This window comes from Pseudomonadota bacterium (assembly GCA_039196715.1).
GTDB lineage: Bacteria > Pseudomonadota > Gammaproteobacteria > CALCKW01 > CALCKW01 > CALCKW01.
On sequence record JBCCUP010000010.1, the window covers coordinates 1 to 23525 of the forward strand.

Here is a 23525-nt window from a genome sequence, read left to right on the forward strand (position 1 = left end):
GTACCGGAACTCAGACCAACGGGCACGTGCACTCCCTCACTGGCTCCACCGCTACAACTGGCACCGCCCGCACGCCAGTCTCGGCTACCAACAACCCATCACCCGACTCGGTATCGATGTGAACAACCTACTGGCTATACAAAGCTAGGCCCTGGCCAACACCCGCGTGGCGCGGCCGGTGGACGGGAAAACGGTTTAGCTGCGGTCACCGCCCAGACAGAGGGGGGTGTCGCTGCTGGTTTCGTTGCGCGCCCGCCACTCGGCCGGTGTGAAGGTGTGCAACGACAGCGCGTGGATCAGCTCGATTTCGGCCTTGAGGGTGCTGTTGATACGGCGGTGCCGTTGCAACAGCCGTTGACCCTCGAAATCCGTCGACACCACCGTGACCTTGAAGTGGCTCTCCGAGCCCGCCGGGACGTTGTGCTTGTGGCTCTCGTTTTCGACGGCGAGGTGTTCGGGCGTGAGAGCCTCGTTGAGGGTGTTGCGGATGCGGTTTTCGATCGTCGGCATGGCGTCTGTGGGTCGGCCAGTAGGGTGACGACACTATAACGAAAAAAGCCCGAGTGCCTTGCGGCACCCGGGCTTTGCTGGGCTTCGACTGACTTAGAAGTCGAACTTCAGCGCTGCGTTCAGAGCAGTAACGTCTTCGTCCGCAGCTGTCGCACCATCTTGAGAGAACAGCTCGTACCAGATCAGAGCGCGGTCGCTGAGGCTCTGCGTGTAGCCGATACCAACGCCTTCACGCGTGTAGTCTGTACCGTCCTCTTCAGTTGAACCAATCCACGCGTAAACGTCACCAAACGCCACCTGAACGTTAAAGGCATCGGTGTCGCCAGCTGAGCCGTCGAAGTCAGCGTCCTGTGAACCGACCACCAACCGGATTTGGCCACCGTCGAACTTGTACGCGCCTGTCACAGCTGTCTTGGAGCCGTCGTTGTTGGCAGCGCCGCCGGTGTTTGACGCCACGGCAGCACCGAGGGTCAGAGCGCCAGCGGAGTACACGATGGCGCCGTCAACACGGTCGACGTCTTCGTTGTTGGCGTCAGAGAAGAGGTGCGCGCTGACTGCGAAGCTCACTGCGCCTGCAGAGCCGTCGTAGCGGATGCCACCGTTGGCCTCTGCAGAACCGAGCTGGCCGAAACCACCGTTCCACCAGGTGAGGTCGCGGTTACCGGCTTTGTCGAATGCCGGGTCGATCACACCGAGAGAGACCTGACCCCAGTCGCCTTTCATGCCGACGGCGTAAGTGCGGTTCACAACGTTGCCGTTGCGAGAGTCAGACAAACGCAGTTCGAGCTTGCCGAATACGCCAGCGTCGTTGCTGCCGGACATCTTGATACGAGAGCCGAAGTTTTGAAGGGTTGTGCTGTCGTCGTTGGCGTTGATGCCGTAACGCAGTGAACCAGTCAGTGAAGACTCAGCGTGTGCAACTGACATGGCGCCAGTAGCAGCAGCGATCGCAGTTGCGAGCAGTGCCTTTTTCATGTTGGAGATTCTCCGATGTGTCAGAACAGTTCTTGGCGGCGTCTCTGTTGTTTTTGTGACGCCACACCCCAGCAAATCTAGAGCGTGAATTGTTTTTTTGCAACATCCATCACAGAAAATTTCTGGTGCGGCCCTTGTGGGTGCGGGTTTTTACTGACCTGAATGGAGTAGGCTTAGGTCTATCCCATTGTAATTTAAGATATTTATTCCAGGTTGATGTCCTGTCGAGGGTTGGTCACACACCTGAATTTTTTCTGATGGGCACTCAAATAAGCGCTGACTGCCTCGAAATGATGCGTTTTTGTGCCGGCCACGGGTGTCCCTGCGGGGCGACGGTTGCCCTGGAGCCTGCCGCACAGGGTGTGTTGTATTCTTGCAACATCCCGTCGTTCAGGCACGTGGCGCCAAGGTTTTGGCGTCCGAGCGCACACTGACCCGCCCGTCGGCGTCGTTTTCTGGTGCGTGCGCGGCGGCCTGGTGATCGCGCGACCGGACTGTCACACGGCCTGAGCTGGCAGGGTGGATCAGGCTTCGACGTGCAGGTCGGCGATCAGCGATTCGTGGATCTTCAGTTTGGTCAGCGCACTGTCGCCGAGCACCTGGGCGACGCGCTGACTCAATGACTCGGCCAGCACGATGGCCGCGGCCAGACCGTTGCTGAACCCCGCGTCCGAGGTGGGCGCAACCAGGCAATGCGAGGCGGTCGCGGCGAGCGGCGAATCGGCGCGGTCGGTGATTGCCACCATGTACAAGCGCTTCTTGTGCGCTGTGTGGGCCGCCATCAGCGTGTTGCGGCTGTAGGGTCTGAAGCCGAAGCACACGAGTGCGTCGCTGGGTTGCATCGGGGCGAGCCCGTGGGCTATGCCGTGCTCGGCCGTGTTGAGCTGACTGACGTCGTCGCGCACCAGCCCGAGCGTGTAGGACAGCGACACCGCGGCGGCGTTGGCCTGGCGCATCCCGTAAATGCGCACGCGCGGCGCCGTGGCCAGCACGTCCACAACGGCCGACAAGGTGTCCGGGTCGATGGCGGCGAGCATGCCGTCGATGTTGCGCTGCTCGCGCTCGGCGATGCGCTGGGTCAGGGCGATGGCGCTGAGTTCGGCCGGTTGTACGACGCGAAGGCGTTCGGCCTGCTCACTGTAATAGTGTCCGGTGTTGTGAACGTGGCGTTTGAAGACGTCCTGGAACTCGGCGAAGTTCTCGTAGCCGAGGGTTCGGGCAAGGCGTGACAGCGTCGAGGCATTCACGCCCTGGTCCGCAGCGAGTGAGGAGATCGAGCCGTTCGCGGCGTAGTGCGGGTCGTTGATCAGCGCATCGATGACCGCCAGGCTGCGCTTGCCGAGTTTGACCGGCGCCACACCCGCGCGCACGGCAGCCAGCATGTCACCGAGTTGGTCGACGCTGTACGGTGCACTGGTCACGCGTCCGGGCACCGTGAGGGCCTCAGGCGTGGTCGGACAGGTTGATGTTGAGCTCGAGAATGTCGCAGTTGTCGCTCTTTTCGACCCGCACGTCGACATCTTCGTCCTGCACCGGCGCGTACTTGCGTATCACGTCGAGCAGTTCCTGCTTCAGTTTGGGCAGGTAGTCCGGCGCATCCGCACGCTTCTTGTTGCGCGCGCCGCGCTCGTGGGCGATGACGACGGACAGGCGCTCTTTGGCGATGTTGGCCGTTTGCTCTTCCCGCTTACCGAGAAAAAATTCGATCAAACCCATGGCAGCTTACCCAAACAACCGGCGGAACAGGCCCTTCTTCTCGGCTTCGAGGAAACGCATGGGACGTTTCTCGCCAAGCAGCCGTGCGACGGCGTCGTCGTAGGCCTGGCCTGCGTTAGTGTCGGACTCCAGAACCACCGGGCGTCCCTGGTTGGACGACTCGAGCACGATCTTGGATTCCGGAATCACGCCGAGCAGTGGGATCGCGAGCAACTCGACAATGTCGTTCACGCTGAGCATCTGGCCTGTGTCCACCCGGTTCGGGTCGTAGCGCGTGACGAGCAGCCGTTCCTGCACCGGCGGTTGCCCGAGTTCGGCGCGTCGGGACTTGCTCTGCAGGATGCCGAGGATGCGGTCGGAGTCGCGCACCGAGGACACCTCGGGGTTGGTCACGACGATCGCCTCGTCGGCGAAGTAGAGCGCCATGCGCGCGCCGTGTTCGATGCCTGCAGGCGAATCGCAGATGATGTACTCGAAGCGGTCGCGCATGAGGTCCTTGAGCACCTTCTCCACGCCCTCTTTGGTCAGCGCGTCCTTGTCCCGTGTCTGAGAGGCCGGCAGGATGTAGAGGTTGTCCACGCGCTTGTCGCGTATGAGGGTCTGCTTGAGGTTGGCTTCGCCCTTGATCAGGTTGACGAGGTCGTAGACCACGCGGCGCTCACAGCCCATGATCAGGTCGAGGTTACGCAAGCCCACATCGAAATCGATCACGGCGGTTTTCTTGCCCGCGCGGGCCAGACCAGCCGCGATCGAGGCGCTGGTGGTGGTCTTGCCAACACCGCCCTTGCCGGAGGTGACAACAATGATCTTGGACAACGTAAGTCCTCCGTTAAAACGGTTCGATGATAAGGTTGTCGTCGTCAAGCCAAGCTTGCACACGGCACCCTTTTAGCTCTTCGGGGATCTCCTCGAAGAGCCTGTAGGTGCCGGCTACCGAGATGAGTTCCGCTTCGAGCGACTCGCAAAAAATGCGTGAGCGCTCGTTGCCGCCGATGCCACACAGTGCCCGGCCACGCAGCGGCCCGTACACGTGGATGCTGCCGTCGGCGATCAACTCCGAACCCGCGCTGGTGGCACCCATGATCACGAGATCGCCCTGCCGCGCATAGACCTGCTGCCCGGACCGCACCGGCCGCGTCTCGACGCGCGGGGCCCCGGTGACCACCTTGGTCTCGGCCTTGTCGTCGCTGTCGCCGGTGTCGATGTCCTTGCCCGCGTCCGTGTTGAGGAACGGCAACTTCAGTCGAGCCAGCTCGTCGTGCAAGTCCTCGGCGGCGCCGCGTGCGGCAATCGGCACGATGTCGCTCTCGCGCACCGCCTCGATCAGGCCTTCGAGCTTGTCGGGTGCGATCGCCTTGAGCTCGGCGAAGTCGACCAGAACCGGCGCCCCGCGGAAGAAGGTCGGCGCCTGGTTCACCTTCTCGGCGATCGACTCGCTGACCTGCTTCGGGTCGTCGTTGCGCAGCTGCAGGGACATCAGGGTGACAGTGCCACCCTTGAGTTCAACGGCGCGGTCGGCGTGGCTCACGGCCGCAGCCTCCGAGTCGGTCTGGCGATGCTGAGTGACGGAAGCGAGCCGGGGCGGGTCATGGGTCAAAACTGCGTGCAGGAAGCGCGTAGTTTACCCGACTTTGTTGTCAAGGGCGTAGGTAAAAAAAGGGCGGGCGGCGGGTTCGGGGCGGCCGTTCTGGCTCAGTCTTCGCCCGGTTTCCAGACACCCACCGCGGGCTCGGGTTCGGGTTGCTGCCGCGCGCGGTGTTGCTCGACATCCTGCATCACGTGACCCGCAAAGGCACGCATCTCGTCGAGTACGTCGTTCTTTTGCGCACTGTTCAGACCGTCCACGCGGCCGAGCAGGAACCCGATCATGCCGGCGAAGTACTGTGCGCTGACGGCGTCTTCGCTCGCACGTTCGTCGTGGCGTTTCAAGACGTCCAGCAGCTCTGAGATCAGTTGGCCGGAAAAGCGGAGTTCATCGCTCATGGTCTGGGTCGGTGCGTGGGCGGGTGGTCAGTATGCCTCAGCCGGTCTGGACGCGGTCGATCCGCTGCAGACGGTTGTCGGCGTCGATGGTCAGGCGGAAGCGCCCGTGTATGCCGGTGGCCGTGACAAAGGGGCGCATGCGTTCGGCGGGAAACTGAACGCGCTGCCCGTTCCGCGCGCGCGCCACGATCACCTGGCCCGGCCGGCGGTAGAACTGCAACCAGCGCTCTTCGTCCAGCGCGATGTCGACTTCCAGCGACGGCATGGTCAGGGGCCGCCGAACCGCCCACCGGCGCGGGGGGGGCAGGGCTGTGCGGGGTCCGCGCCCGCGCGTTTCATTCGATTGCGGTTGCGCGCGTGTGCGCTAACCGCATTTCGAATCGCCGCAGTTGAGACAGGTCATGCACCCGTCCATCTGGATCACGGCTTTTGCGTTGCAGCGCGTGCAGACGACGGCGCTCGCCGGAAACTCGGTTTGGTTGTTGGCGGGCAGGTCTGCCGGCCCCGGCGTGGCGGTGAGCTCGAACTCGGCACGCTTGGCATCGATGAACTTCTTTTGCACCTGGTCGAGCTCGGGCGGGCGGATCATGCCGATGGAAATCAGGTGTTGTTCGATGACGTCGCCAATCTCCGCCACCAGCGACGGCATGTACTTGCCCTTGTTCCAGTAGCCACCCTTGGGGTCGAACACCGAGCGCAGCTCCTCGACCAGAAAGGTGACGTCGCCACCTTTGCGGAACACGGCGGACATGATGCGCGTGAGCGCGACGATCCACTGGAAGTGCTCCATGCTCTTCGAGTTGACAAAGACCTCGAACGGGCGCCGCAACTCGTGTTCGGTGCCCGGGTTCAGCACGATGTCATTGATCGTGATGAACATGGAGTGCTCCGACACGTGCGCCGGTGTGCGCAGCTTGTACGTCGAACCGAGCAGCACCTCCGGGCGGTCCAGCGCCTCGTGCATGTGGATGACGTCGGCCTTGTGTGGTGCCTCTTCGACCGCTTCCGGCGCCGGCTCGGCGTCGGGTCGGCTGACCTTGTAGCCGACGATGGATTTGCTGATCTTGACTGTCATGGTGTCTGTCTCGTTGTGTTCCCGGCAGCGCCGCGTACGCCCGTGTGCGGCGCGCGGTCAGAATTTGCCGTAGTAGCCTTCCTTGAGCGCGTCGAACAGGTTGGCCGCGGTGTGGGTTTCACCGTCGTATTCGATCTCTTCGTTGCCTTTGACCGACACGGTGCTGCCGTCCTCGAGCGTGAACTCATACACGGTGTTCTCGAGGTCGCTCTCCTTGACCAGCACGCCCTGGAACGCCTCGGGGTTGAAGCGGAAGGTGGTGCAGCCCTTCAGACCCTTTTCATAGGCGTGGAGGTAGATGTCCTTGAAGTCCTCGTAAGGGTAATCGGTCGGGACATTGGCCGTCTTGGAAATGGACGAATCGATCCAGCTCTGCGCAGCGGCTTGCACATCGACGTGCTGCATCGGCGAGATGTCATCGGCGGTGACGAAGTACGCCGGCAACTGGCGCTCCGGGTCGTCCGAGAATGGCATGGCCGCGTCGTTGATCAGCGTTCTGTAGGCGAGCAACTCGTAGGAGAAAACGTCCACTTTCTCCTTGGTTTTCTTGCCTTCACGGATCACGTTGCGCGCGTAGTGGTGTGCAAAACTCGGCTCGATACCGTTGCTGGCGTTGTTCGCCAGTGAGAGTGAAATGGTGCCGGTCGGTGCAATGGAACTGTGGTGGGTGAACCGGGCGCCGGTCTCGGCGAGCTCAGCCACCAGCTCGCTGTCCACGCTTGCAATACGCTGCATGTAGCGGCTGTACTTCGCGTGCAGCACGCGGCCCTTGATCTCGTCGCCTACCGCGTAGCCGTCGTCGGCCATCTCCGGTCGCATGCGCAGCATGTCGCCGGTGACGGTGAAGGTCTCGTCCATGATCGGGGCCGGCCCTTTCTCACGCGCGAGATCGAGCGCGGTACGCCAGCCGGTCACGGCCAGTTCGCGCGACACCTGCTCAGTGAACGCCAGAGAGGCGTCCGATCCGTAAGTCAGGCCGAGCAGGGTCATGGTGGATCCGAGGCCCAGGAAGCCCATGCCGTGGCGGCGCTTGCGCAGGATCTCCCCGCGCTGTTCGCCGAGCGGCAGGCCGTTGATCTCGACCACGTTGTCGAGCATGCGGGTGAAGACGCTGACCACCTCACGAAACGCGTCCCAGTCGAACGCCGCGTTGTCGGTGAAGGGTTCGCGCACGAAGCGGGTCAGGTTGATCGAGCCGAGCAGGCAGGCGCCGTAGGGCGGCAGCGGCTGTTCGCCGCAGGGGTTGGTCGCGCGGATCGATTCGCACCACCAGTTGTTGTTCTGCTCGTTGACCTTGTCGATCAGGATGAACCCCGGCTCGGCGTAGTCGTAGGTGGAGCTCATGATGAGGTTCCACAAGCGCGACGCTCGCAGGGTCTGGTAGACCTTGCACGCCACCAGACCGGCGTCGTTGTGCACCAGGCCGTCGGTGGTTGGCCAGGTGCGCCAGACCACCTGGGTGGCGTCGTCGAGGTCGATGCCGTCCTCGAGTTCGTTTTCCCGAATCGGGAACGCCAGCTGCCAGTCGGCGTCCACCTTGACGGCTTCGATGAAATCCTCGGTGATCAGCAGCGACAAGTTGAACTGACGCAGCCGGCCGTCTTCACGCTTGGCGCGAATGAACTCGAGCACGTCCGGGTGGCGCACGTCAAAGGTGCCCATCTGGGCGCCGCGTCGACCGCCGGCCGAGGACACGGTGAAACACATGCTGTCGTAGATGTCCATGAACGACAGCGGACCCGAGGTGTGCGCGCCCGCACCGGACACGTAGGCACCGCGCGGGCGCAGGGTCGAGAAGTCGTAGCCGATGCCGCAGCCGGCCTTGAGCGTCATACCCGCTTCGTACACCTTGCTGAGTATGTCGTCCATGCTGTCGCCGATCGTGCCGGAGACCGTGCAGTTGATTGTCGAAGTGGCGGGCTTGTGGGCCTGGGCGCCGGCGTTGGACGTGATCCGGCCCGCCGGGATGGCGCCTTGTTGCAGTGCCCAGGTAAACCGCTCGGTCCAGTGCGTGCGCAGCGCCTCGGTGGCCTCGACACCGGCCAACGCAGTGGCGATCCGCGCGTAGCTGGCCTGGATGTCGGCGTCGACGGGTTCGCCCGATTTGGTTTTGAGCCGGTACTTCTTGTCCCAGATGTCCAGCGACGCGTCCTGCATGGGGACCGCGGGCGCGTCCGTGGGTGACTTCACGAGGTGGAGCGTGGTGTTGCTCATGGGGTTGTCAGTGTCCTTGCGGTTCTGTTCGGGGTGCGTTCGGTCACGCGCCCGCACGACTCTTGGCTACCAGATATTGTAGTCCAGCTTTCCAAGAGCACTAGATCTTGTTATCGCCGCAGCGGCGAACCTCACTGATCCGCGAAAATCGCGGCGCATAGCCTCCCCGGCACGGCCCAGACGGGGTGCGCAGGTGGGGCGTTTTCAGTGTCCTCCCATCACCGCCGAAGCCGGCGAATCAACGGCTTGGGCGTCGGCGGTGCGGTGTGCCACACAGGGTGCCGGTCTGTCGCCGGTTCGCTGCACGGGGGAGCCATTCTGGGCAGCAAGCCTGGCCTCGTCAAGTGGAAAAGAGAAACACAATACGCTGTGTCCCACGGGCCCGGCGGCTACCACATGGTGTGGTTCACGGCAACGATGAGACCCGGTCGCACACGGTCGATCCGGTGCGTAGTACTACCGTCCCATGGGCCGTCACTCGGGCGTGTTGGGACACGGCGGCGGGTCGGTTGGGGTTCGCCTGGCGTTCCCGCGCTGCGTGCAGCCGGTGTTTCACGCTGGCAACGACCGCCGCGGGCGACGGCGACAGCGTGTGCCAGCGCTGCAACACGGTCACGGCTGCGTCGCCGTGCAGCGTGCGTGGAGGTCAAAGTGTGAACTGGGCCACGGCGAGCTCGAGGGCTCGGTTCGTAGTCTGCAGCCCAGTCTTTTCGCCGCAGGGTCTCCGACGTGCCGCACACCCCGACCTTTGACAACGACATCAGCCGTGAAGGCGCTTGCACGGGCGGTTTCTCGACCGCGGTTTCCACGGTCAGTGTGTTCGACCTCGAGATCGGCATGTTTGTCGAAGAGCTCGACAAACCCTGGATCGAGAGCACCTTCATGTTGCAGGGCTTTTTCATCGAGAGCGAGGAGCAGATCCAACAGCTCCAAGACGAATGCCTGTTCGTGAAGGTCAACCAGGCGTCACTCGCCAACGCAAGCCGTCGCCGCCGGGAGGCCAAGCGCCGACTGCAGCTCATCAGCGGCGCCCGCGACTGAGCTGACGGTCAGCGCAGGGGCTCAACACCCGCGCTTGCACAGGGCCACGCCCAACCTTTGCGCGCCGGCAAGGTCCGGTGTGGCGTGGTGTCAGTGAGGCGACAATTGCGTATGATCGGCGCCTGTAGCCACAGCGAGATGGCGATGAAAGCCGCCGAAAACAACCTGTCTCCCGTCCAGGCGCCTCCACCGACTCCGCAACCTGCCACGCTCACCGTAACCGACCTGAGTGTTTGCTTCGAAACGCAACACGGGGTGGTGCCGGCCGTGGAAAACGTGTCGTTCTCCGTGCGGCCGGGTGAGACCGTGGCGGTGGTGGGGGAGTCCGGATCCGGCAAGAGTGTGACAGCGCAGGCCATCATGGGCATCCTGCCGCGCACGGCCCGCATGACCTCGGGACAGTTGCAATTCGGGGGAGGCGGGGAGACGCCCGTCGACCTGCACACGCTCGACCCGCGCGGCACGGCCTACCGTGCGCTGCGCGGCGAACACATGGCGATGATCTTCCAGGAACCCATGGTGGCGCTCTCGCCGGTGCACACGATCGGCGCCCAGATCGACGAGGTCATCGAGGTCCACGCGCCGTCCTCGCGACGGAATGCAAAGGCGCGAACGCTTGCGATGCTCGAGCACGTCGGCCTGCCCGACCCGGAGCGTGCCTACGCACTCTATCCCCACCAGATGTCCGGTGGCATGCGCCAGCGCGCCATGATCGCCATGGCCATGATTTGCAAGCCCAAGCTGCTCGTCGCCGACGAACCGACGACCGCGCTGGACGTGTCGGTACAGGCCCAGATCCTCGCGCTGATTCGTACATTGCAGGCCGAGAACGACATGGCTGTGGTGTTGATCAGCCACGACATGGGCGTGGTTGCGAACATGGCAGACCACGTTGTCGTCATGTACCGCGGACAGGTGGTCGAGCGTGGGCCGCGGGATGCGATTTTCGAACGGCCAGGTCACCCTTACCTGAAGCACCTGCTTGACGCCGTGCCGAGTGTGCGACACCGTCAGGGTGAGACCGAGCACATCGACGAAGAACCCAGGGTTGTATTACACGTCGACGAGGCCTTGAAAACCTACGCGATCAATGGCCGGGACGATTTCACCGCAGTCGACCGCGTGAGCCTGAGCCTGTTCCGCGGAGAGAGTCTCGGCCTGGTTGGCGAGAGCGGCTGTGGCAAGTCGACGCTTTGCCGCATGATCATGCACGCGATTCAGCCGACCGACGGCGGGGTGCGTTTTCGGCACGACGGTCGGCTGGTGGACATCGACCGTTTGAAGGGTAGCGACCTCCTGCACTACCGGCGCTCGGTTCAGATGGTTCTGCAGGACCCGTACTCCGCGCTCAATCCGCGCATGACCGTGCGCGAAATCCTGACCGAGCCGCTGACCATCCACGGCCGCTACCGGGGATCGACGGCGGGCAAGCGCGCGGCCGATGTCCTCAAGCAGGTCGGCTTGCCCACCAGCGTGCTCGACCGCTACCCGCACGCGTTTTCAGGTGGGCAGCGACAGCGGATCAACATCGCCCGCGCGTTGATGCTGCACCCTCAGGTGCTGATTCTGGATGAACCCGTGTCGGCACTCGACGTGTCGGTGCAGGCCCAGATTCTCGAGCTGTTGCGCCACCTGCACCAGGAGTTGGGTTTGACCATGGTTTTCATTTCCCACAACCTCGCGGTCGTCAACGAACTGGCCGACCGCGTCGCGGTGATGTGCCGCGGCATGCTCGTCGAGATCGGGGCCCGCGAAGACATCATGAACAACCCGACACACCCGTACACCCAGAGCCTGTTGGCGGCGGTTCCCGAGACCTCGGGCGACATGGATTTCGAGAAGGCGGTACAAACCGACAGCACCCCGATCGACTGGCCCATGCCGTGGCGGCCCCTGGAGGGCGGCGAGCGGGCCTGGCATGAGGTGTCACCCGGGCACCGTGTGCAGGTGTGGTCATGAGGCGCGTCTGGGCGATGGGTGCGGCACTCACCCTGTGCGGCTCGGTTCTCGCAGCCGAGGTGCCCTTTTTCGAAGACGCCGTCGCGAGCGGCGCCTTGCCACCGGTCGAAGACCGGCTGCCCGCGACGCCACTGCTCGGCGAGGACACCCTGCGTCGCGAACTTGGCCAGTATGGCGGTGAACTCAAATTGTTGATGTCGCGCAGCAAGGACATCCGGTTGATGACCGTCTACGGTTACGCCCGGCTGGTGCGGTACAACGACGCTTTCGAGTTGGTGCCGGACATCCTCGAGTCGGTCGATGTGCGTGACGGGCGGGAATTCACCTTGCGCCTGCGACCGGGCCACCGTTGGTCCGACGGACACCCGTTCACCAGCGAGGATTTCCGCTACTACTGGGACGACGTGGCGAACGACCCCGAACTGGCCGCCAAGGGCCTGCCACGCGAGCTGCTGGTCGAGGGTCAGCGGCCGACCTTCGACGTGATCGACGAGTATACGGTGCGCTACACCTGGCCGGCACCGCATCCGGGCTTTCTGCTGTCGCTTGCGGGGCCCAGGCCGATCTACATCTACCGGCCCGCACACTTCATGCGGCAATTCCACAAGAGCTACGCGGACCCCGATGAGCTGGCCCGGAAGGTCGAGGAGGCCAGTGCACGCAACTGGTCGTCTTTGCACTACCGCAACGACCGCGCCTACCGCGCCAACGTGCCAGAGCGCCCGACATTGCAACCCTGGCGAAACACGGTGTCGCCGCCAGCGAGCCGCTTCGTGTTCGAGCGAAACGCGTATTTTCACCGTGTCGACGCCGAGGGCCGTCAGCTGCCCTACATCGACACGGTCATTGTCGACATCACGGCGAAGGATCTGGTGCCGGCCAAGGTTGCGTCGGGCGACGCTAATTTACAGCTTCGATACCTCGGGATGGGCGACTACACCTTCCTGCGCGAGCACGAACTTCGGGGCGACTACCGGGTGGCGCACTGGCGAAGCGGGCGTGGCTCCGAGTTGGCACTCTACCCGAACCTCAACGCCAACGACCCCGCGTGGCGGGCGTTGAACCGCTCGCCGGACTATCGGCGCGCGCTTTCGCTCGCGATCGACCGGCACGAGATCAACGAGGTGATCTTTTTTGGTCTGGCCAAGGCGGGTCCGAACACGGTGCTGCCCGACAGCAGCCTCTACGACCCGGCGTTCGACCGGGGCCACTTGCGCGATGTCGACACGGCAAATTACCTGCTCGACGGGCTTGGGCTGGCCGAACGCAACCGCCGGGGCATCCGGCTGCTGCCCGACGGGCGGCCGATGGAGTTGATCATTCACACCGCCGGCGAGCGTTCTGCCGAAGTGGACATGTTGGAACTGATTCGCGACCACTGGCAGGAAATCGGCATCCAGGTGTTCATCCGGCCGTCGCAGCGCGATGTCTTTCGCAAGCGGGTGCAGTCCGGTGACGCGGTGATGTCGACCTGGTACGGCCTCGACAACGCCCTGGCGTCGGCGGACATGAACCCGCGCGAACTGGCACCAAACTCGGATTACGACCTCAATTGGCCGAGCTGGGGCGCCAACCGCATGAACGGCAGCGGTGAGGCCGCCGACGACCCGCACGTGAGGCGCCTGATCGCCTTGCACGAAGACTGGGAGACCGCGACGGACCGCATCGGTCGTGAAGCCGCGTGGCGCGGCATGCTGGCGATCCACCACGAGCAGGTGTTCAACATCGGCACCGTGTCTGGTGTGTTGCAGCCGGTTGTGATCTCGAACCGCCTGCACAACGTGCCCGTCAACGCCTGGTACAGCTGGGAGCCTGCGGCGGTGTTCGGCGTGTATCGCCCGGATCTCTTTTTCTTCGATTCGGCGGGGGCCTCGTGAACAGCATGGGGGCCTACGTCATCCGGCGCATCCTGACGATGCTGCCGACGCTCTTTTTCATCAGCGTGGTGGTCTTTGCGATCATTCAGCTGCCGCCGGGCGACTACCTCGAGAGCTACATCGCCGAGCTCCAGGCCGCCGGTGAGACGGTCGACATGGCGCGCGTGGAATTCCTGCGCACCGAATACGGCCTCGATCAGCCACTGTACGTGCAGTACTGGCGGTGGATTTCCGGCCTGATGATGGGCGACCCCGGCTGGTCGTTCGAGCACGACCGCCCGGTCTCGGAAGTGGTCGGTGACCGGCTTTACCTGACTATCCTGCTGTCGGTCCTGACGGTGTTGTTCACCTGGCTCGTCGCCTTTCCGATCGGCATCTACTCCGCGTTGAAGCCCTACAGCTGGGGTGACTATGGCCTGACCTTCGTCGGTTTCATCGGGCTGGCAACGCCCAATTTCCTGCTCGCGCTGGTGGTGTTGTATTTCGCGAACGTCTGGTTCGGCATCTCGATCGGCGGCCTGATGGACCCGGAGTACCTCGATCAGCCCTGGAGCCTGGACAAGGCAAAGTCGGTGTTGAGCCACATCTGGATCCCGGTGGTGATCATCGGTACGGCTGGCACGGCGTCGCTGATGCGGCGCCTGCGGGCCAACCTGCTCGATGAGCTCGATCGGCCCTACGTCGTCACCGCGCGGGCCAAGGGCCTGCCCGAGGGCAAGGTCATTCGCCGTTACCCCTTGCGCGTGGCATTGAACTTCTTCGTCGCCGATCTCGGCAACCTGTTGCCGCAGGTGGTCTCGGGCGCCGAGGTCGTGGCGCTGGTGCTGTCGCTGCCCACCACCGGCCCGGTTCTCATCCAGGCCCTGCAGAGCCAGGACATGTACCTCGCTGGCTCCTTCGTGATGTTCCTCGCAGCACTGACGGTAGTCGGTGCGCTGGTGTCGGACCTGCTGTTGGCGTGGCTCGATCCCCGAGTCAACCTGCGATCGGGGGCCAACGCATGAGCCGCGATGACACCCACTACGTCTCCGATGTACCCTGGTCGGCAGACGAGCCGCTGCCGAGTGCGAACAGCGCGGTCGACGAGGAGCCGCGCACGCTCTTCTGGCGCCGTTTTCGGCGCCACAAGCTCGCGGTGTTCTCCGGCTGGCTGCTGTTGCTGATATACCTCGTCGCCTTGTTTGCCGAGGTGTTCGCACCCTACGGGCTGCACGAACGCAACGCGGACCGCATCTACTCACCACCCCAGCCCGTGCACCTCTTCCACGAGGGCCGTTTCCTCGGGCCCTTCGTCTACGGCTGGGATTTCGAGCGCAACATGGCGATGATGCGTCGAGACTATGCCGAGGACCGGTCCGAGCAATTCCGGGTGCAGTTTTTCTGCGCGGGTGAGCCGCGTCAGTCGCCCTTCGGGTTCGAGGTGTCGTGGCGGCTGTTCTGCGCCGCCGACGGTGGGTCGGTCTACCTGCTCGGCACCGACCGGCTCGGTCGTGACATCTTCTCGCGCATCCTCTTTGGCGCACGCATTTCGTTGACCATCGGCCTGGTCGGTATCGCGCTCAGCTTCGTGCTCGGAATCGTCATCGGCGGGCTCGCGGGCTACCTCGGCGGCTGGGTTGACGCCATCGTGCAGCGCGCGATCGAAGTGGTGCGCTCTTTTCCGGAGCTGCCCCTCTGGATGGCGTTGGCGGCGGTGATCCCGGTGACCTGGCCACCGGAGGCGGTGTTTCTGGGGATCACGGTGATCCTCGCACTGATGGATTGGACCGGGTTGGCGAGGGCGGTCAGGGGCAAGTTTCTCGCGCTCAGACAGGAAGAGTACGTGCTCGCGGCTGAGCTCATGGGCGCGAGCAACGGCCGCGTCATCCGGCGTCACCTGGTGCCGGGCTTTTCAAGCCACCTGATCGCCTCGGCCACGCTCTCCGTGCCCGGCATGATTCTCGGTGAGACGGCACTCAGTTTTCTCGGACTGGGCCTGCGGCCACCGATCACCAGTTGGGGTGTGCTGCTGAATGAAGCGCAGAACATCAACGCGGTCGCAGTCTACCCGTGGTTGATGTTTCCGGTGGTGCCGGTGATCATCGTGATCCTGGCGTTCAATTTCCTGGGTGATGGATTGCGGGATGCAGCAGACCCCTACAAGACCTGAACCGGGTCGCGCGGGACGCCGTGACTGCTGAAATCGGCGTGCTGCTCAAGGGCTACCCACGGCTGTCAGAAACCTTCATCGCCCAGGAACTTCGCAGCCTGGAAAAACGCGGCTTTCGGCTGCGTTTCTACTCCCTGCGCCACCCCACCGACACCAGTGTGCACCCGGTGCATCGGGAGATGGAGGCGCCGGTGCACTACCTGCCCGAGTACCTGCACCAGGAACCGGTGCGCGTGCTGCGGGCCCTCGCTGCGCAGGTGTGGCGCCCGGCCTTCTGGCGCCTGCTACCGGGTTTTGCGCACCATCTCGCCCGCGACCGTTCGCGCAACCGGGTGCGGCGACTCGGCCAGGCGGTGGTGCTCGCACACGAGCTCGCGCCAGACGTGCACCGGCTCTACGCGCATTTTCTGCACACGCCCTCGAGCGTGGCCTGGTACACGGCCCAGTTGACCGGATTGCCGTGGAGCGCGTCCGCGCACGCCAAGGACATCTACACCTCGCCGGACTGGGAGTTGCGCGAGAAGCTCTCGGCGCTCGACTGGGTCGCGACGTGCACGGCGTTCAACCACCGGCATTTGCAAAGCCTGGCTGCTGCGCCGGAGCGGGTGCATTTGGTTTACCACGGCCTCGATTTCAGCCGATTCGAGCCCGCCGCCCCGCGCCGGGCCGACGGGCCGCTGCAGCTCGTTTCGGTTGGCCGGGCGGTGCCAAAGAAGGGGTACCCGGTGCTGCTCGACGCGCTTGCGGCGCTGCCGGAGCGCCTTGATTGGCGGTTCAGCCACATTGGCGGTGGGCCCGAACTCGACGTGCTCAAGGCCCGGGCTGCGGCCCTCGGTCTGACGGCGCGTATCGACTGGCGCGGTGCCTTGCCGCAAGACGCGGTGATTGCAGCCCTGCGCAGCAGTGACGTGTTCGTGTTGGCGAGCCAGGTGCTTGCCGATGGCGACCGGGACGGCTTGCCGAATGTGTTGATGGAGGCCCAGTCGCAGGGGGTGTCCTGCGTCGCGACGGCGGTGTCCGGCATCCCGGAACTCATCGAGGACGGCGCCACGGGGCGCCTGGTGCCGCCGGGTGACCCGGCCCGGCTGGCCGAGGCCATTCTGGCGCTGGCCGACGACCCGGACGCCCGCTGTGCCATGGCGCTGGCTGGCCAGCGGCGCGTTCGGGATGAGTTCAACCACGACCACACCATGGGCCAGCTGGTCGCGCTGTTCGACCGCGCCAGCGTATGAGCGTGCCGCTGGCGTTCTACGCGCCACTGAAGCCGCCCGACCACCTGGTTGCGTCGGGTGATCGGACGATTGCGCGCCTGTTGGTACAGGCCCTTGCCGCTGCCGATTTCGGCGTGCAGGTGGCGTCGGCGTTCCGCAGCTTCGAGGGGCGGGGTGATCGCGCGCGCCAGCGCGCGCTGCGGCAAGCCGGCCGCACGGAGGCGCGGCAGCTGGTCGCAAGGCTGGCGTGTCTGCCGCGTGCGCATCGGCCCGCGGTGTGGTTCAGCTACCACCTCTACCACAAGGCGCCGGACTGGATCGGGCCGCTGGTTGCGCGCGCGCTCGGTATTCCCTACGTGTTGGCCGAGGCGTCGTACGCGCGAAAGCAGGCACGGGGCCCGTGGTCGCACGGGCTCGCAGGCACGCGCCAGGCGATCACCCAGGCGGCCTGCCTGTTGAGCCTGAATCCGCGTGACGTCGGCGGCCTGATCACCGTGCGCGGTGGGATCGAGGGCATACACACACTGCGGCCGTTTCTCGACACGGGGCCCTTTGCCGGCCCGCGACAGCGCGAGCGGGCGGCGCTCGCCGAGGCGCACGGGCTCGACCCGGCGGTGCCGTGGTTGATCAGCGTGGGAATGCTGCGCCGGGGCGACAAACTCGCGTCCTTCGAACGGCAAGCTCGGGTGCTGGCCTCCCTGACCGGGCGGCCCTGGCACTGGCTGATCATCGGCGACGGCGATGCGGCAGCGGACGTCGATCGGGCCACTGCACCGATCACCGCGCGCGTCACCCGCCTCGGCGCACTGCCTCAGTCGGCGGTGTCGACCTGGTTGCGAAACAGCGACCTCGCGGTGTGGCCCGCCATCAACGAGGCGATCGGCATGGCCCTGCTCGAGGCACAGGCGGCGGGACTGCCGGTCGTCGCCGGCCACACCGACGGGGTCGCGGCGGTCTGTGACAACGCCGGCTGCAGCGTGGTGCCGCAAACGGAGGACGCGCTGACGACGGCGCTGGCGCAGGCGCTGGACCACCGCGGTCAGTGGGCAGCGTGGGGCGCGATTGCGCGCGCCAGCGTGCCGGGCATCGCCGAGGCGGGCGCCACGCTGCGGCGCTGCGTGGCGCCGCTGGTGACGGGCGGCACGCCGCCGCGACGGAACTGAACACACCCGCGGCCTGATGGGAGGGACAGGGCACATGGCAGTACGGCGCATCGCTCGGCTCAGTCTGGCGGCGAACCGGGTCGACCGCAGTCTGGCGTTCTATCGGGACAGGCTTGGCATGGCACTGCGGTCGCGCGCCGTAGACGGTGCAGTTGAGCGTTGTGTCTTCGGCTTTGTCGACAGTCCCGATCGCCGCACCTCCGGTGCGCGGGCAGATGCCGAACTCGAGTTGGTACACGGCGTTCCGAGCGGCGTGTCAGCCGAGACGGCTGGCGCGGCGGCGCCGGACGGCTACTGGAAGGTAGGGGTAACCCTGCCGAACGTCGATCGCGCGTGTCACGCGCTGCGGCAACGGGGTGTGCAAGTCTCCGAGCCTGCGCAGTTTCGCGACATCGGGTACCTGTGTCACCTCGCAGATGCCGATGGCCACACCCTCGAACTGCTGCAGCACCGCTTTGCCGCCACAGCTGCTGCCGGCCCCGCAGTTCCCGCGGTGCCCGCGCAGGCGCTGATGGGCCAGCCCACACTGGCCCACATCAGCCTGCGCATCACCGATCCAACGTGCAGCCTCGCGTTCTACCGCGACGGGCTCGGCTTGCACCTGCTGTCCGAGCAGGTGGTCGACGCGCACGGCTTCAGCTTGTATTTTCTCGGGGTCGAGCCTGGCTCGCCACCCACTGACGACTGGGCGTCAGTGGCGCACCGGGAGTGGCTGTGGCAGCGGCCCGACACGCTGGTCGAATTGCAGCACGTGTGGCACCCCGAGCGCCGTCAAGCGCGCTACGCCACCGGGCCGGAGACGGGCTTCCTCGGCGTGACCTGCGCCGTTGATGATCCGGCGGCACACCGGGCCGCGGTGCTGCGCGTGCCGGGTGCGGCGCCTCACGGTGCGTCAACGGTCACTGACCCCGACGGGTACGCGATCCACCTGGTCCAGCAAGGTTGAGCACCGGAACAGCGGAGCACCGGGCGCATCGAGTTGACAGCGCGCGGCCGACGGTCGATGGTGTTACGGTGCGCCCGCGACGGGGCGGCAGCGTGGCGCTGCCGGTGTGCAACAGACGATGACACCCCAGACGACGTCACTCGCCGACGCGCGCGATGATAGCGACCGCCAGGGCACACTGACCGGTGTGCCGGACGAGGACACCGCCGAGCAAGACGGGGCCCGTGTCAGTGGCCGCAGGCTCGGTGCCGTGCGGTCGGGTGTCGGTGTCGAGCTCGTCGAGTGTGCCAACTGCTCTGCGGCCCTGCCGGTGCCCGGCGCGTGAGCCCGCTCGCCTTCAACACCGCCCGTCTTCGCGTTGGCCCCTGGCGAGACCTCGCTGAGGCAGCGCTCGACAGACCGCTGAACGCCATCGTGGCCGAGACCCTCACGGCGCGTGTCACCGCGGCCTTGCCGCCCGGTTGGCAGGGCGCGTACGACGGCGTGCGTGCGGACCGCTGGATCAGCGAGCGCGAAGGGGAATGCACCTGTTTGCTCGGTGTCGACCGCGAGTGTGCGCAGCCGGTCGCCCTGGTGTTGCTGTTTCCGGAATCGACGCGGTCGCTCAGGCTCGGCTACCTGTTGCACGAACGCAGTTGGGGGCAGGGGTACGCCACCGAGTTGATCCGCGGGTTGATCGCTGCCTGCCACGACGCCGGCATCGACCGCGTCTCGGGCGGGGTTGCGCCCGAGAACGCCGCCTCGGCCCGGGTGCTCGAGAAGGCCGGTTTCGTCGAGCAGCCGATGTCGGCAGCAGACGCAGAGCGGCTGTTTGTCTGGACCGCGCCCTGATCGCCCTCCCGTGCAGGGGTGCGACGCCCCAGGGTGGTAAATACAAGGCTGGTGTATGACGGCCGCCTGCTCGCAGCGCGGTACGCATGGCACGTTTGCTACACTGGCGGGCCGGGACGAGCGCGAGGGGTGCACGATGGCAAGCGAACTCACACTGGCGATCGACGCTGGGACGCCGGGGCGTGTACGGCACGAACAGCGGTCAGCGCCCGTCGGTGGTGTGCGCCGGTGAAGGTCCATATCCTCGACGACTGGTTCGACACCTTGCGGCGCTTGCCGTGTTTCACGCGACTGGCTGAACACGACGTCACGGTGTGGACCGACCACACCGAAGACCCTGACACGCTGGCAGAGCGACTTCGGGACGCGGAAGCACTGGTGTTGTTCCGCGAGCGCACCGCGATCACGGCCGACCTGCTCGCACGGTTGCCCGCGTTGCAATTGATCTCGCAGCGGAGCGTCTACCCGCACATCGATGTCGACGCGTGCACACGCTCGTCGGTGTTACTGTGCTCGAACATGCACGCCGACACTCCGTCCTACGCGGCCGCGGAACTGACCCTTGGCTTGATCCTCGCCCAGGCGCGCCAAATCCCCCAACAGGTGGCGTCGATCCGGGCGGGAACCTGGCAGATGGGGGTCGGACGCACGTTGCGCGGCCGCACCCTGGGGCTCTACGGCTACGGCCGCATCGGCAAGGCCGTGGCGGGCTACGCCGAGGCCCTGGGTATGCGGGTGCAGTGGTGGGCATCCGATTCGGGTCGCGAGCGCGCGGCGGCCGAGGGTGCAGTGCTTGCAGAAAGCCGCAGGGCGTTTTTCGAACGCGCCGATGTGATCAGCCTGCACGTGCGCTTGAAGCCCGACACGCGGGGCATCATCACGCGCAAGGACATCGGCTACATGCAGCCCGGTGCCGTGCTGGTCAACACGTCACGGTCCGGCTTGATCGAGGCGGGTGCGCTCGAGGCGGCGGTTGCGGACGGGCGTGTGTGTGCGGCCGTCGACGTGTTCGAGCACGAGCCCTTTGTCGACACCGACAGCCCGCTCCTGACCCACCCCAACGCGCTGGCGACGCCGCACATCGGGTACGTCACCGAAGACGAATTCGACCTCCAGTTCAGCGACATCTTCGACCAGGTCAACGCCTACGCCGACGGCGCCCCGATCCACATGATCAACCCGTCGGTCTGGGCGGCCCGGTCGTGAGCGCAGGCACCGCGGCAGCCGGCGAGGTGCAGATCGAAGCGGCCGGGACGGCCGACGCCGCGATGCTCGCGACCCTGTTCACCGAGTCGTCCGGCGGCGTGTGGCCCGCCGTCTGGCGCGTGCACGCGCGCGCGTCGGAAACGGTGTCGGCCGCAGGCGCGCGGGTCATCCGGGAGGGCGTCAGCGGTGTGTGCCTCGGCAACACGGTGGTCGCGACCCTGGCCGGCGAGCGGCTCGGAGCGCTGTGTTGCTACCAGGAGCGGCCGGGCGGACCAGACGCTGCGCTGCCTGCGGCCTTGCAGTCGGCCTTGCGTCCCTACGCGGCCTTGTCGGACCCGCAGAGTTGGTTTGTGGCCGAATTGGCCTGCCAGCCGAGCGTGCGTGGCCGAGGGCTCGGGACGCGGTTGCTCGAACACGCCGCGCAGCAGGGTCGCGCGCGCGGACTGCCTCGCCTGAGCTTACGGGTATTCGCGGAAAACACCGGTGCGGTGCGGTTGTACCGGCGTTTCGGCTTCGATGTCGTGGGTGAGCAGCCGGTGGTGGCTCACCCCGACATCACCGCACGGGGCTCGGTCTACGCGATGGCCAAAGCCCTGGCCTGAGCGCGCCCGCCACTGCGGATCAGGCGGCTGGCAGTTGGCCAACGGGCGTGCGCGGGTAGCGTGTGCGAAACCACTCGGCGGTGAACACGCCGAGTGGCGCCGAGAACCTGATGCCGAACAGGGCAATGCGCCAGAAGTCGCCCGTGCGACATGCGGGAAACAGCAGGCGCTTTTACACGCCCAGAGCGCGGCAGACTGCCATGATGCCGATCGGATAGCTCATGCCCGGCACCTCTTTCTACCGGCCTGCCCGCTCGTCCCGCGTGCGGGTTCAGCCTGGGCTGCCGGTGGCGAGCGCATCGCGCAGCACACGCCGCAAGATCTTACCGGAGAGCGATTTGGGGATCTCGTCGACGAAATGCACCTCGTGCACCTGCTTGTAGTGCGCGAGCGACTGTGCGAGGTGCGCCTGGATGTCGGCGACGGTGGGGGCGTTATCCCCGGTAACGACGTAGGCCACCGGCACTTCACCGGCTTCGGGGTCAGGCATGCCAATTACGGCAGCGTCCGTGATGGCGCCGTGGGTCACGAGCAGCGCTTCGATCTCGGCGGGCGCGACCTGAAACCCCTTGTACTTGATCAGCTCCTTCAGCCGGTCGACGATGAACAGGTAGCCGTTGGTGTCGACGTAGGCAATGTCACCGGTCTTCAGCCAGCCCTCGGCTGTGATCGTGTCGGCGGTGGCCTCGGGCTTGTTCAGGTAGCCCTTCATCACCAGCGGGCCGCGCACCCACAGCTCACCCTCGCTGCCGCGCGGCAGCGGCTCCCCGGACTCGATGTCGACGATCATGCACTCGGTGTTCGGCAGCAAACGGCCCGAGGCACCCGGACGGTAAGCCGAGGCCGAGCTGGTGTGGGAGACCGGGCTGAGCTCGGTCATGCCGAAACCCTGCAGCATCAGGCAGTCGAGTCGGGCGGCGACGGCGTCGGAGACGTCGGCGCCCATCGGCGCCGCGCCGGAGAGCACCTGCTCGACGCTGCTGAGGTCGAATTCGTCCACCAGCGGGTGCTTGGCGAGGGCGAGCGCGACCGGTGGGACGATCCACATGCGCCGCGATCGGTGGTCCTGGCAGAGCTTCAGGAACAGCGACAGATCAAAGCGCGGCATGGTGACGATGCTGCCGCCGCCCGCCAGGTGCACGTTCATGATCACGTTCATGCCGTAGATATGGAAGAAGGGCAGGAAGCCCACCGCCACTTCGCCGGGCCGGAAATCGGATCCGGTCACGACCTGGTCGATGTTGACCACCACATTGCGGTGCGTGAGCATCACGCCTTTGGGCAGCCCGGTCGTGCCGGACGAGTAGGGCAGCACGACCACGTGCTCGTCGAGGTCGATCGGCACCTGCGTGGTCAGCGGGTCGCCATAGCAGGCATCGAGCGTGGTGTCGGCGTCGCTGCCTCCCATGACCAGCACGGGTTGGCCTGCTGCGTTGGCGACGGCTTCGGCGGCGACCTCGGCAAACGCGGGCACCGTGACCAGGACGGCTGCGCCGGCATCGGTGAGTTGGTGCGTGACTTCCGGTGCGGTGTAGGTCGGGTTCAGTGTGGTGACCGTGCCACCGGCCCAGGCCACGGCGTGGAAGACCACGCAGTACTCCGGCACGTTGGGTGCCATGATCGCAACGGTGCTGCCTGCGCCGTAGCCGCGGGCCGACAGCCCGCCCGCCAGACGTTGAACACGGTCGATGAAGTCGCGTGCGGTCATCGACTCGCCACTCACCCCGTCTGTCAGGACCACGGCGTCGGGGCGGGTTTCGAGGTTGGCAAACACCCGCTCTGTCATGCTCAAATCGGTCAGCGCGATGTCCGCAAAGGTCGATGTGATCACGGTCATGGTTGCGTCTCCTCGAGGTGAACGACAGACGACCTCGCGGCGCCCTCGCACAGACTACCACCGCTGCCCAAGCTGCCCCAGTCTGGGTCACGTGTGCCGGAATACGCGTCTGGCGTGCACCGCGATCGCGCTCCAGGCCGCGTTTCTCGGCGCGACCGCGTTGGGTCGCACGCCGGTCTGGCGGGATGTCTGCCTTTCCTGCGGGCGCATTGGTGGCGTTCTGCACTGCT

General features: G+C 65.5%; 24 protein-coding genes. 13 read left to right on the top strand and 11 right to left on the bottom strand.

Annotation, left to right across the window (positions count from 1 at the left end; translation table 11 throughout):
- Positions 1 to 148, top strand: a 148-nt coding sequence (locus AAGA11_05760; GenBank protein MEM9602345.1) for an integrase core domain-containing protein, incomplete at its 5' end; no start/stop codon positions are given.
- Positions 149 to 195: 47 nt separating this feature from the next.
- On the opposite strand, the gene AAGA11_05765 is transcribed toward AAGA11_05760, so the two are convergent.
- The 10 genes from AAGA11_05765 to AAGA11_05810 all read right to left on the bottom strand — a co-directional run bounded on the left by AAGA11_05765 (position 196) and on the right by AAGA11_05810 (position 8473).
- Complete coding sequence (locus tag AAGA11_05765) at positions 196 to 510, bottom strand: BolA family protein (GenBank protein MEM9602346.1); 315 nt, start codon at positions 508 to 510, stop codon at positions 196 to 198.
- A gap of 93 nt (positions 511 to 603) precedes the next feature.
- Positions 604 to 1485 carry a porin gene (locus tag AAGA11_05770; GenBank protein ID MEM9602347.1) on the bottom strand — a complete coding sequence of 294 codons (882 nt, stop codon included), beginning with the start codon at positions 1483 to 1485 and terminating at the stop codon, positions 604 to 606.
- Positions 1486 to 2009: 524 nt separating this feature from the next.
- Positions 2010 to 2906 (bottom strand): MurR/RpiR family transcriptional regulator, encoded by an 897-nt coding sequence (locus AAGA11_05775; GenBank protein ID MEM9602348.1) that lies wholly within the window; start codon positions 2904 to 2906, stop codon positions 2010 to 2012.
- 22 nt (positions 2907 to 2928) lie between these two features.
- Entirely contained in the window at positions 2929 to 3201 is a 273-nt protein-coding gene (minE, locus tag AAGA11_05780; protein ID MEM9602349.1) for a cell division topological specificity factor MinE, read from the bottom strand.
- Positions 3202 to 3207: 6 nt separating this feature from the next.
- The gene (gene minD / locus AAGA11_05785; GenBank protein MEM9602350.1) at positions 3208 to 4017 is read right to left on the bottom strand and encodes a septum site-determining protein MinD; all 810 of its coding nucleotides are present in this window, start codon (positions 4015 to 4017) and stop codon (positions 3208 to 3210) included.
- Positions 4018 to 4030: 13 nt separating this feature from the next.
- Entirely contained in the window at positions 4031 to 4729 is a 699-nt protein-coding gene (minC, locus tag AAGA11_05790) for a septum site-determining protein MinC (protein MEM9602351.1), read from the bottom strand.
- Positions 4730 to 4893: 164 nt separating this feature from the next.
- The gene (locus tag AAGA11_05795) at positions 4894 to 5184 is read right to left on the bottom strand and encodes a hypothetical protein (protein MEM9602352.1); all 291 of its coding nucleotides are present in this window, start codon (positions 5182 to 5184) and stop codon (positions 4894 to 4896) included.
- Between the two features lie 37 nt (positions 5185 to 5221).
- Positions 5222 to 5449 (bottom strand): DUF2835 family protein, encoded by a 228-nt coding sequence (locus AAGA11_05800; protein MEM9602353.1) that lies wholly within the window; start codon positions 5447 to 5449, stop codon positions 5222 to 5224.
- Between the two features lie 99 nt (positions 5450 to 5548).
- Positions 5549 to 6259 (bottom strand): NrdJb, encoded by a 711-nt coding sequence (locus AAGA11_05805; protein MEM9602354.1) that lies wholly within the window; start codon positions 6257 to 6259, stop codon positions 5549 to 5551.
- A gap of 57 nt (positions 6260 to 6316) precedes the next feature.
- Positions 6317 to 8473 (bottom strand): adenosylcobalamin-dependent ribonucleoside-diphosphate reductase, encoded by a 2157-nt coding sequence (locus AAGA11_05810; protein MEM9602355.1) that lies wholly within the window; start codon positions 8471 to 8473, stop codon positions 6317 to 6319.
- 729 nt (positions 8474 to 9202) lie between these two features.
- Here AAGA11_05810 and AAGA11_05815 point away from each other — a divergent pair.
- The 12 genes from AAGA11_05815 (at position 9203) to AAGA11_05870 (ending at position 21458) form a co-directional block, all read left to right on the top strand.
- Positions 9203 to 9514, top strand: a complete 312-nt coding sequence (locus AAGA11_05815) for a DUF3391 domain-containing protein (protein MEM9602356.1) — start codon at positions 9203 to 9205, stop codon at positions 9512 to 9514.
- A gap of 144 nt (positions 9515 to 9658) precedes the next feature.
- On the top strand, positions 9659 to 11473 hold the full coding sequence (locus tag AAGA11_05820) for an ABC transporter ATP-binding protein (GenBank protein MEM9602357.1): 1815 nt from the start codon (positions 9659 to 9661) through the stop codon (positions 11471 to 11473).
- Positions 11470 to 13350 carry an ABC transporter substrate-binding protein gene (locus AAGA11_05825; protein ID MEM9602358.1) on the top strand — a complete coding sequence of 627 codons (1881 nt, stop codon included), beginning with the start codon at positions 11470 to 11472 and terminating at the stop codon, positions 13348 to 13350. Before AAGA11_05820 ends, AAGA11_05825 begins: the two co-directional genes overlap by 4 nt.
- Before the next feature lie 5 nt (positions 13351 to 13355).
- Positions 13356 to 14354: an ABC transporter permease gene (locus tag AAGA11_05830; GenBank protein ID MEM9602359.1), complete on the top strand. Its 999-nt coding sequence runs from the start codon at positions 13356 to 13358 to the stop codon at positions 14352 to 14354.
- Positions 14351 to 15499, top strand: a complete 1149-nt coding sequence (locus tag AAGA11_05835; protein ID MEM9602360.1) for an ABC transporter permease — start codon at positions 14351 to 14353, stop codon at positions 15497 to 15499. The genes AAGA11_05830 and AAGA11_05835 overlap by 4 nt, the downstream gene beginning before the upstream one ends.
- Positions 15500 to 15519: 20 nt before the next feature.
- Positions 15520 to 16731, top strand: coding sequence for a glycosyltransferase family 4 protein (locus AAGA11_05840; GenBank protein MEM9602361.1), 1212 nt, complete (start codon positions 15520 to 15522; stop codon positions 16729 to 16731).
- Positions 16728 to 17873 carry a glycosyltransferase family 4 protein gene (locus tag AAGA11_05845; protein ID MEM9602362.1) on the top strand — a complete coding sequence of 382 codons (1146 nt, stop codon included), beginning with the start codon at positions 16728 to 16730 and terminating at the stop codon, positions 17871 to 17873. The genes AAGA11_05840 and AAGA11_05845 overlap by 4 nt, the downstream gene beginning before the upstream one ends.
- 34 nt (positions 17874 to 17907) lie before the next feature.
- On the top strand, positions 17908 to 18819 hold the full coding sequence (locus AAGA11_05850; protein ID MEM9602363.1) for a VOC family protein: 912 nt from the start codon (positions 17908 to 17910) through the stop codon (positions 18817 to 18819).
- A gap of 118 nt (positions 18820 to 18937) precedes the next feature.
- A complete protein-coding gene (locus tag AAGA11_05855) occupies positions 18938 to 19144 on the top strand; it encodes a hypothetical protein (protein MEM9602364.1) in 207 nt (68 codons plus the stop codon).
- Entirely contained in the window at positions 19141 to 19650 is a 510-nt protein-coding gene (locus AAGA11_05860) for a GNAT family N-acetyltransferase (protein ID MEM9602365.1), read from the top strand. Before AAGA11_05855 ends, AAGA11_05860 begins: the two co-directional genes overlap by 4 nt.
- Before the next feature lie 228 nt (positions 19651 to 19878).
- Entirely contained in the window at positions 19879 to 20856 is a 978-nt protein-coding gene (locus tag AAGA11_05865; protein ID MEM9602366.1) for a D-2-hydroxyacid dehydrogenase family protein, read from the top strand.
- Complete coding sequence (locus AAGA11_05870) at positions 20853 to 21458, top strand: GNAT family N-acetyltransferase (GenBank protein ID MEM9602367.1); 606 nt, start codon at positions 20853 to 20855, stop codon at positions 21456 to 21458. Before AAGA11_05865 ends, AAGA11_05870 begins: the two co-directional genes overlap by 4 nt.
- 271 nt (positions 21459 to 21729) lie before the next feature.
- Here AAGA11_05870 and AAGA11_05875 read toward each other — a convergent pair whose 3' ends face one another.
- Positions 21730 to 23295 carry an AMP-binding protein gene (locus AAGA11_05875; GenBank protein ID MEM9602368.1) on the bottom strand — a complete coding sequence of 522 codons (1566 nt, stop codon included), beginning with the start codon at positions 23293 to 23295 and terminating at the stop codon, positions 21730 to 21732.
- Positions 23296 to 23525 lie beyond the last annotated feature (230 nt).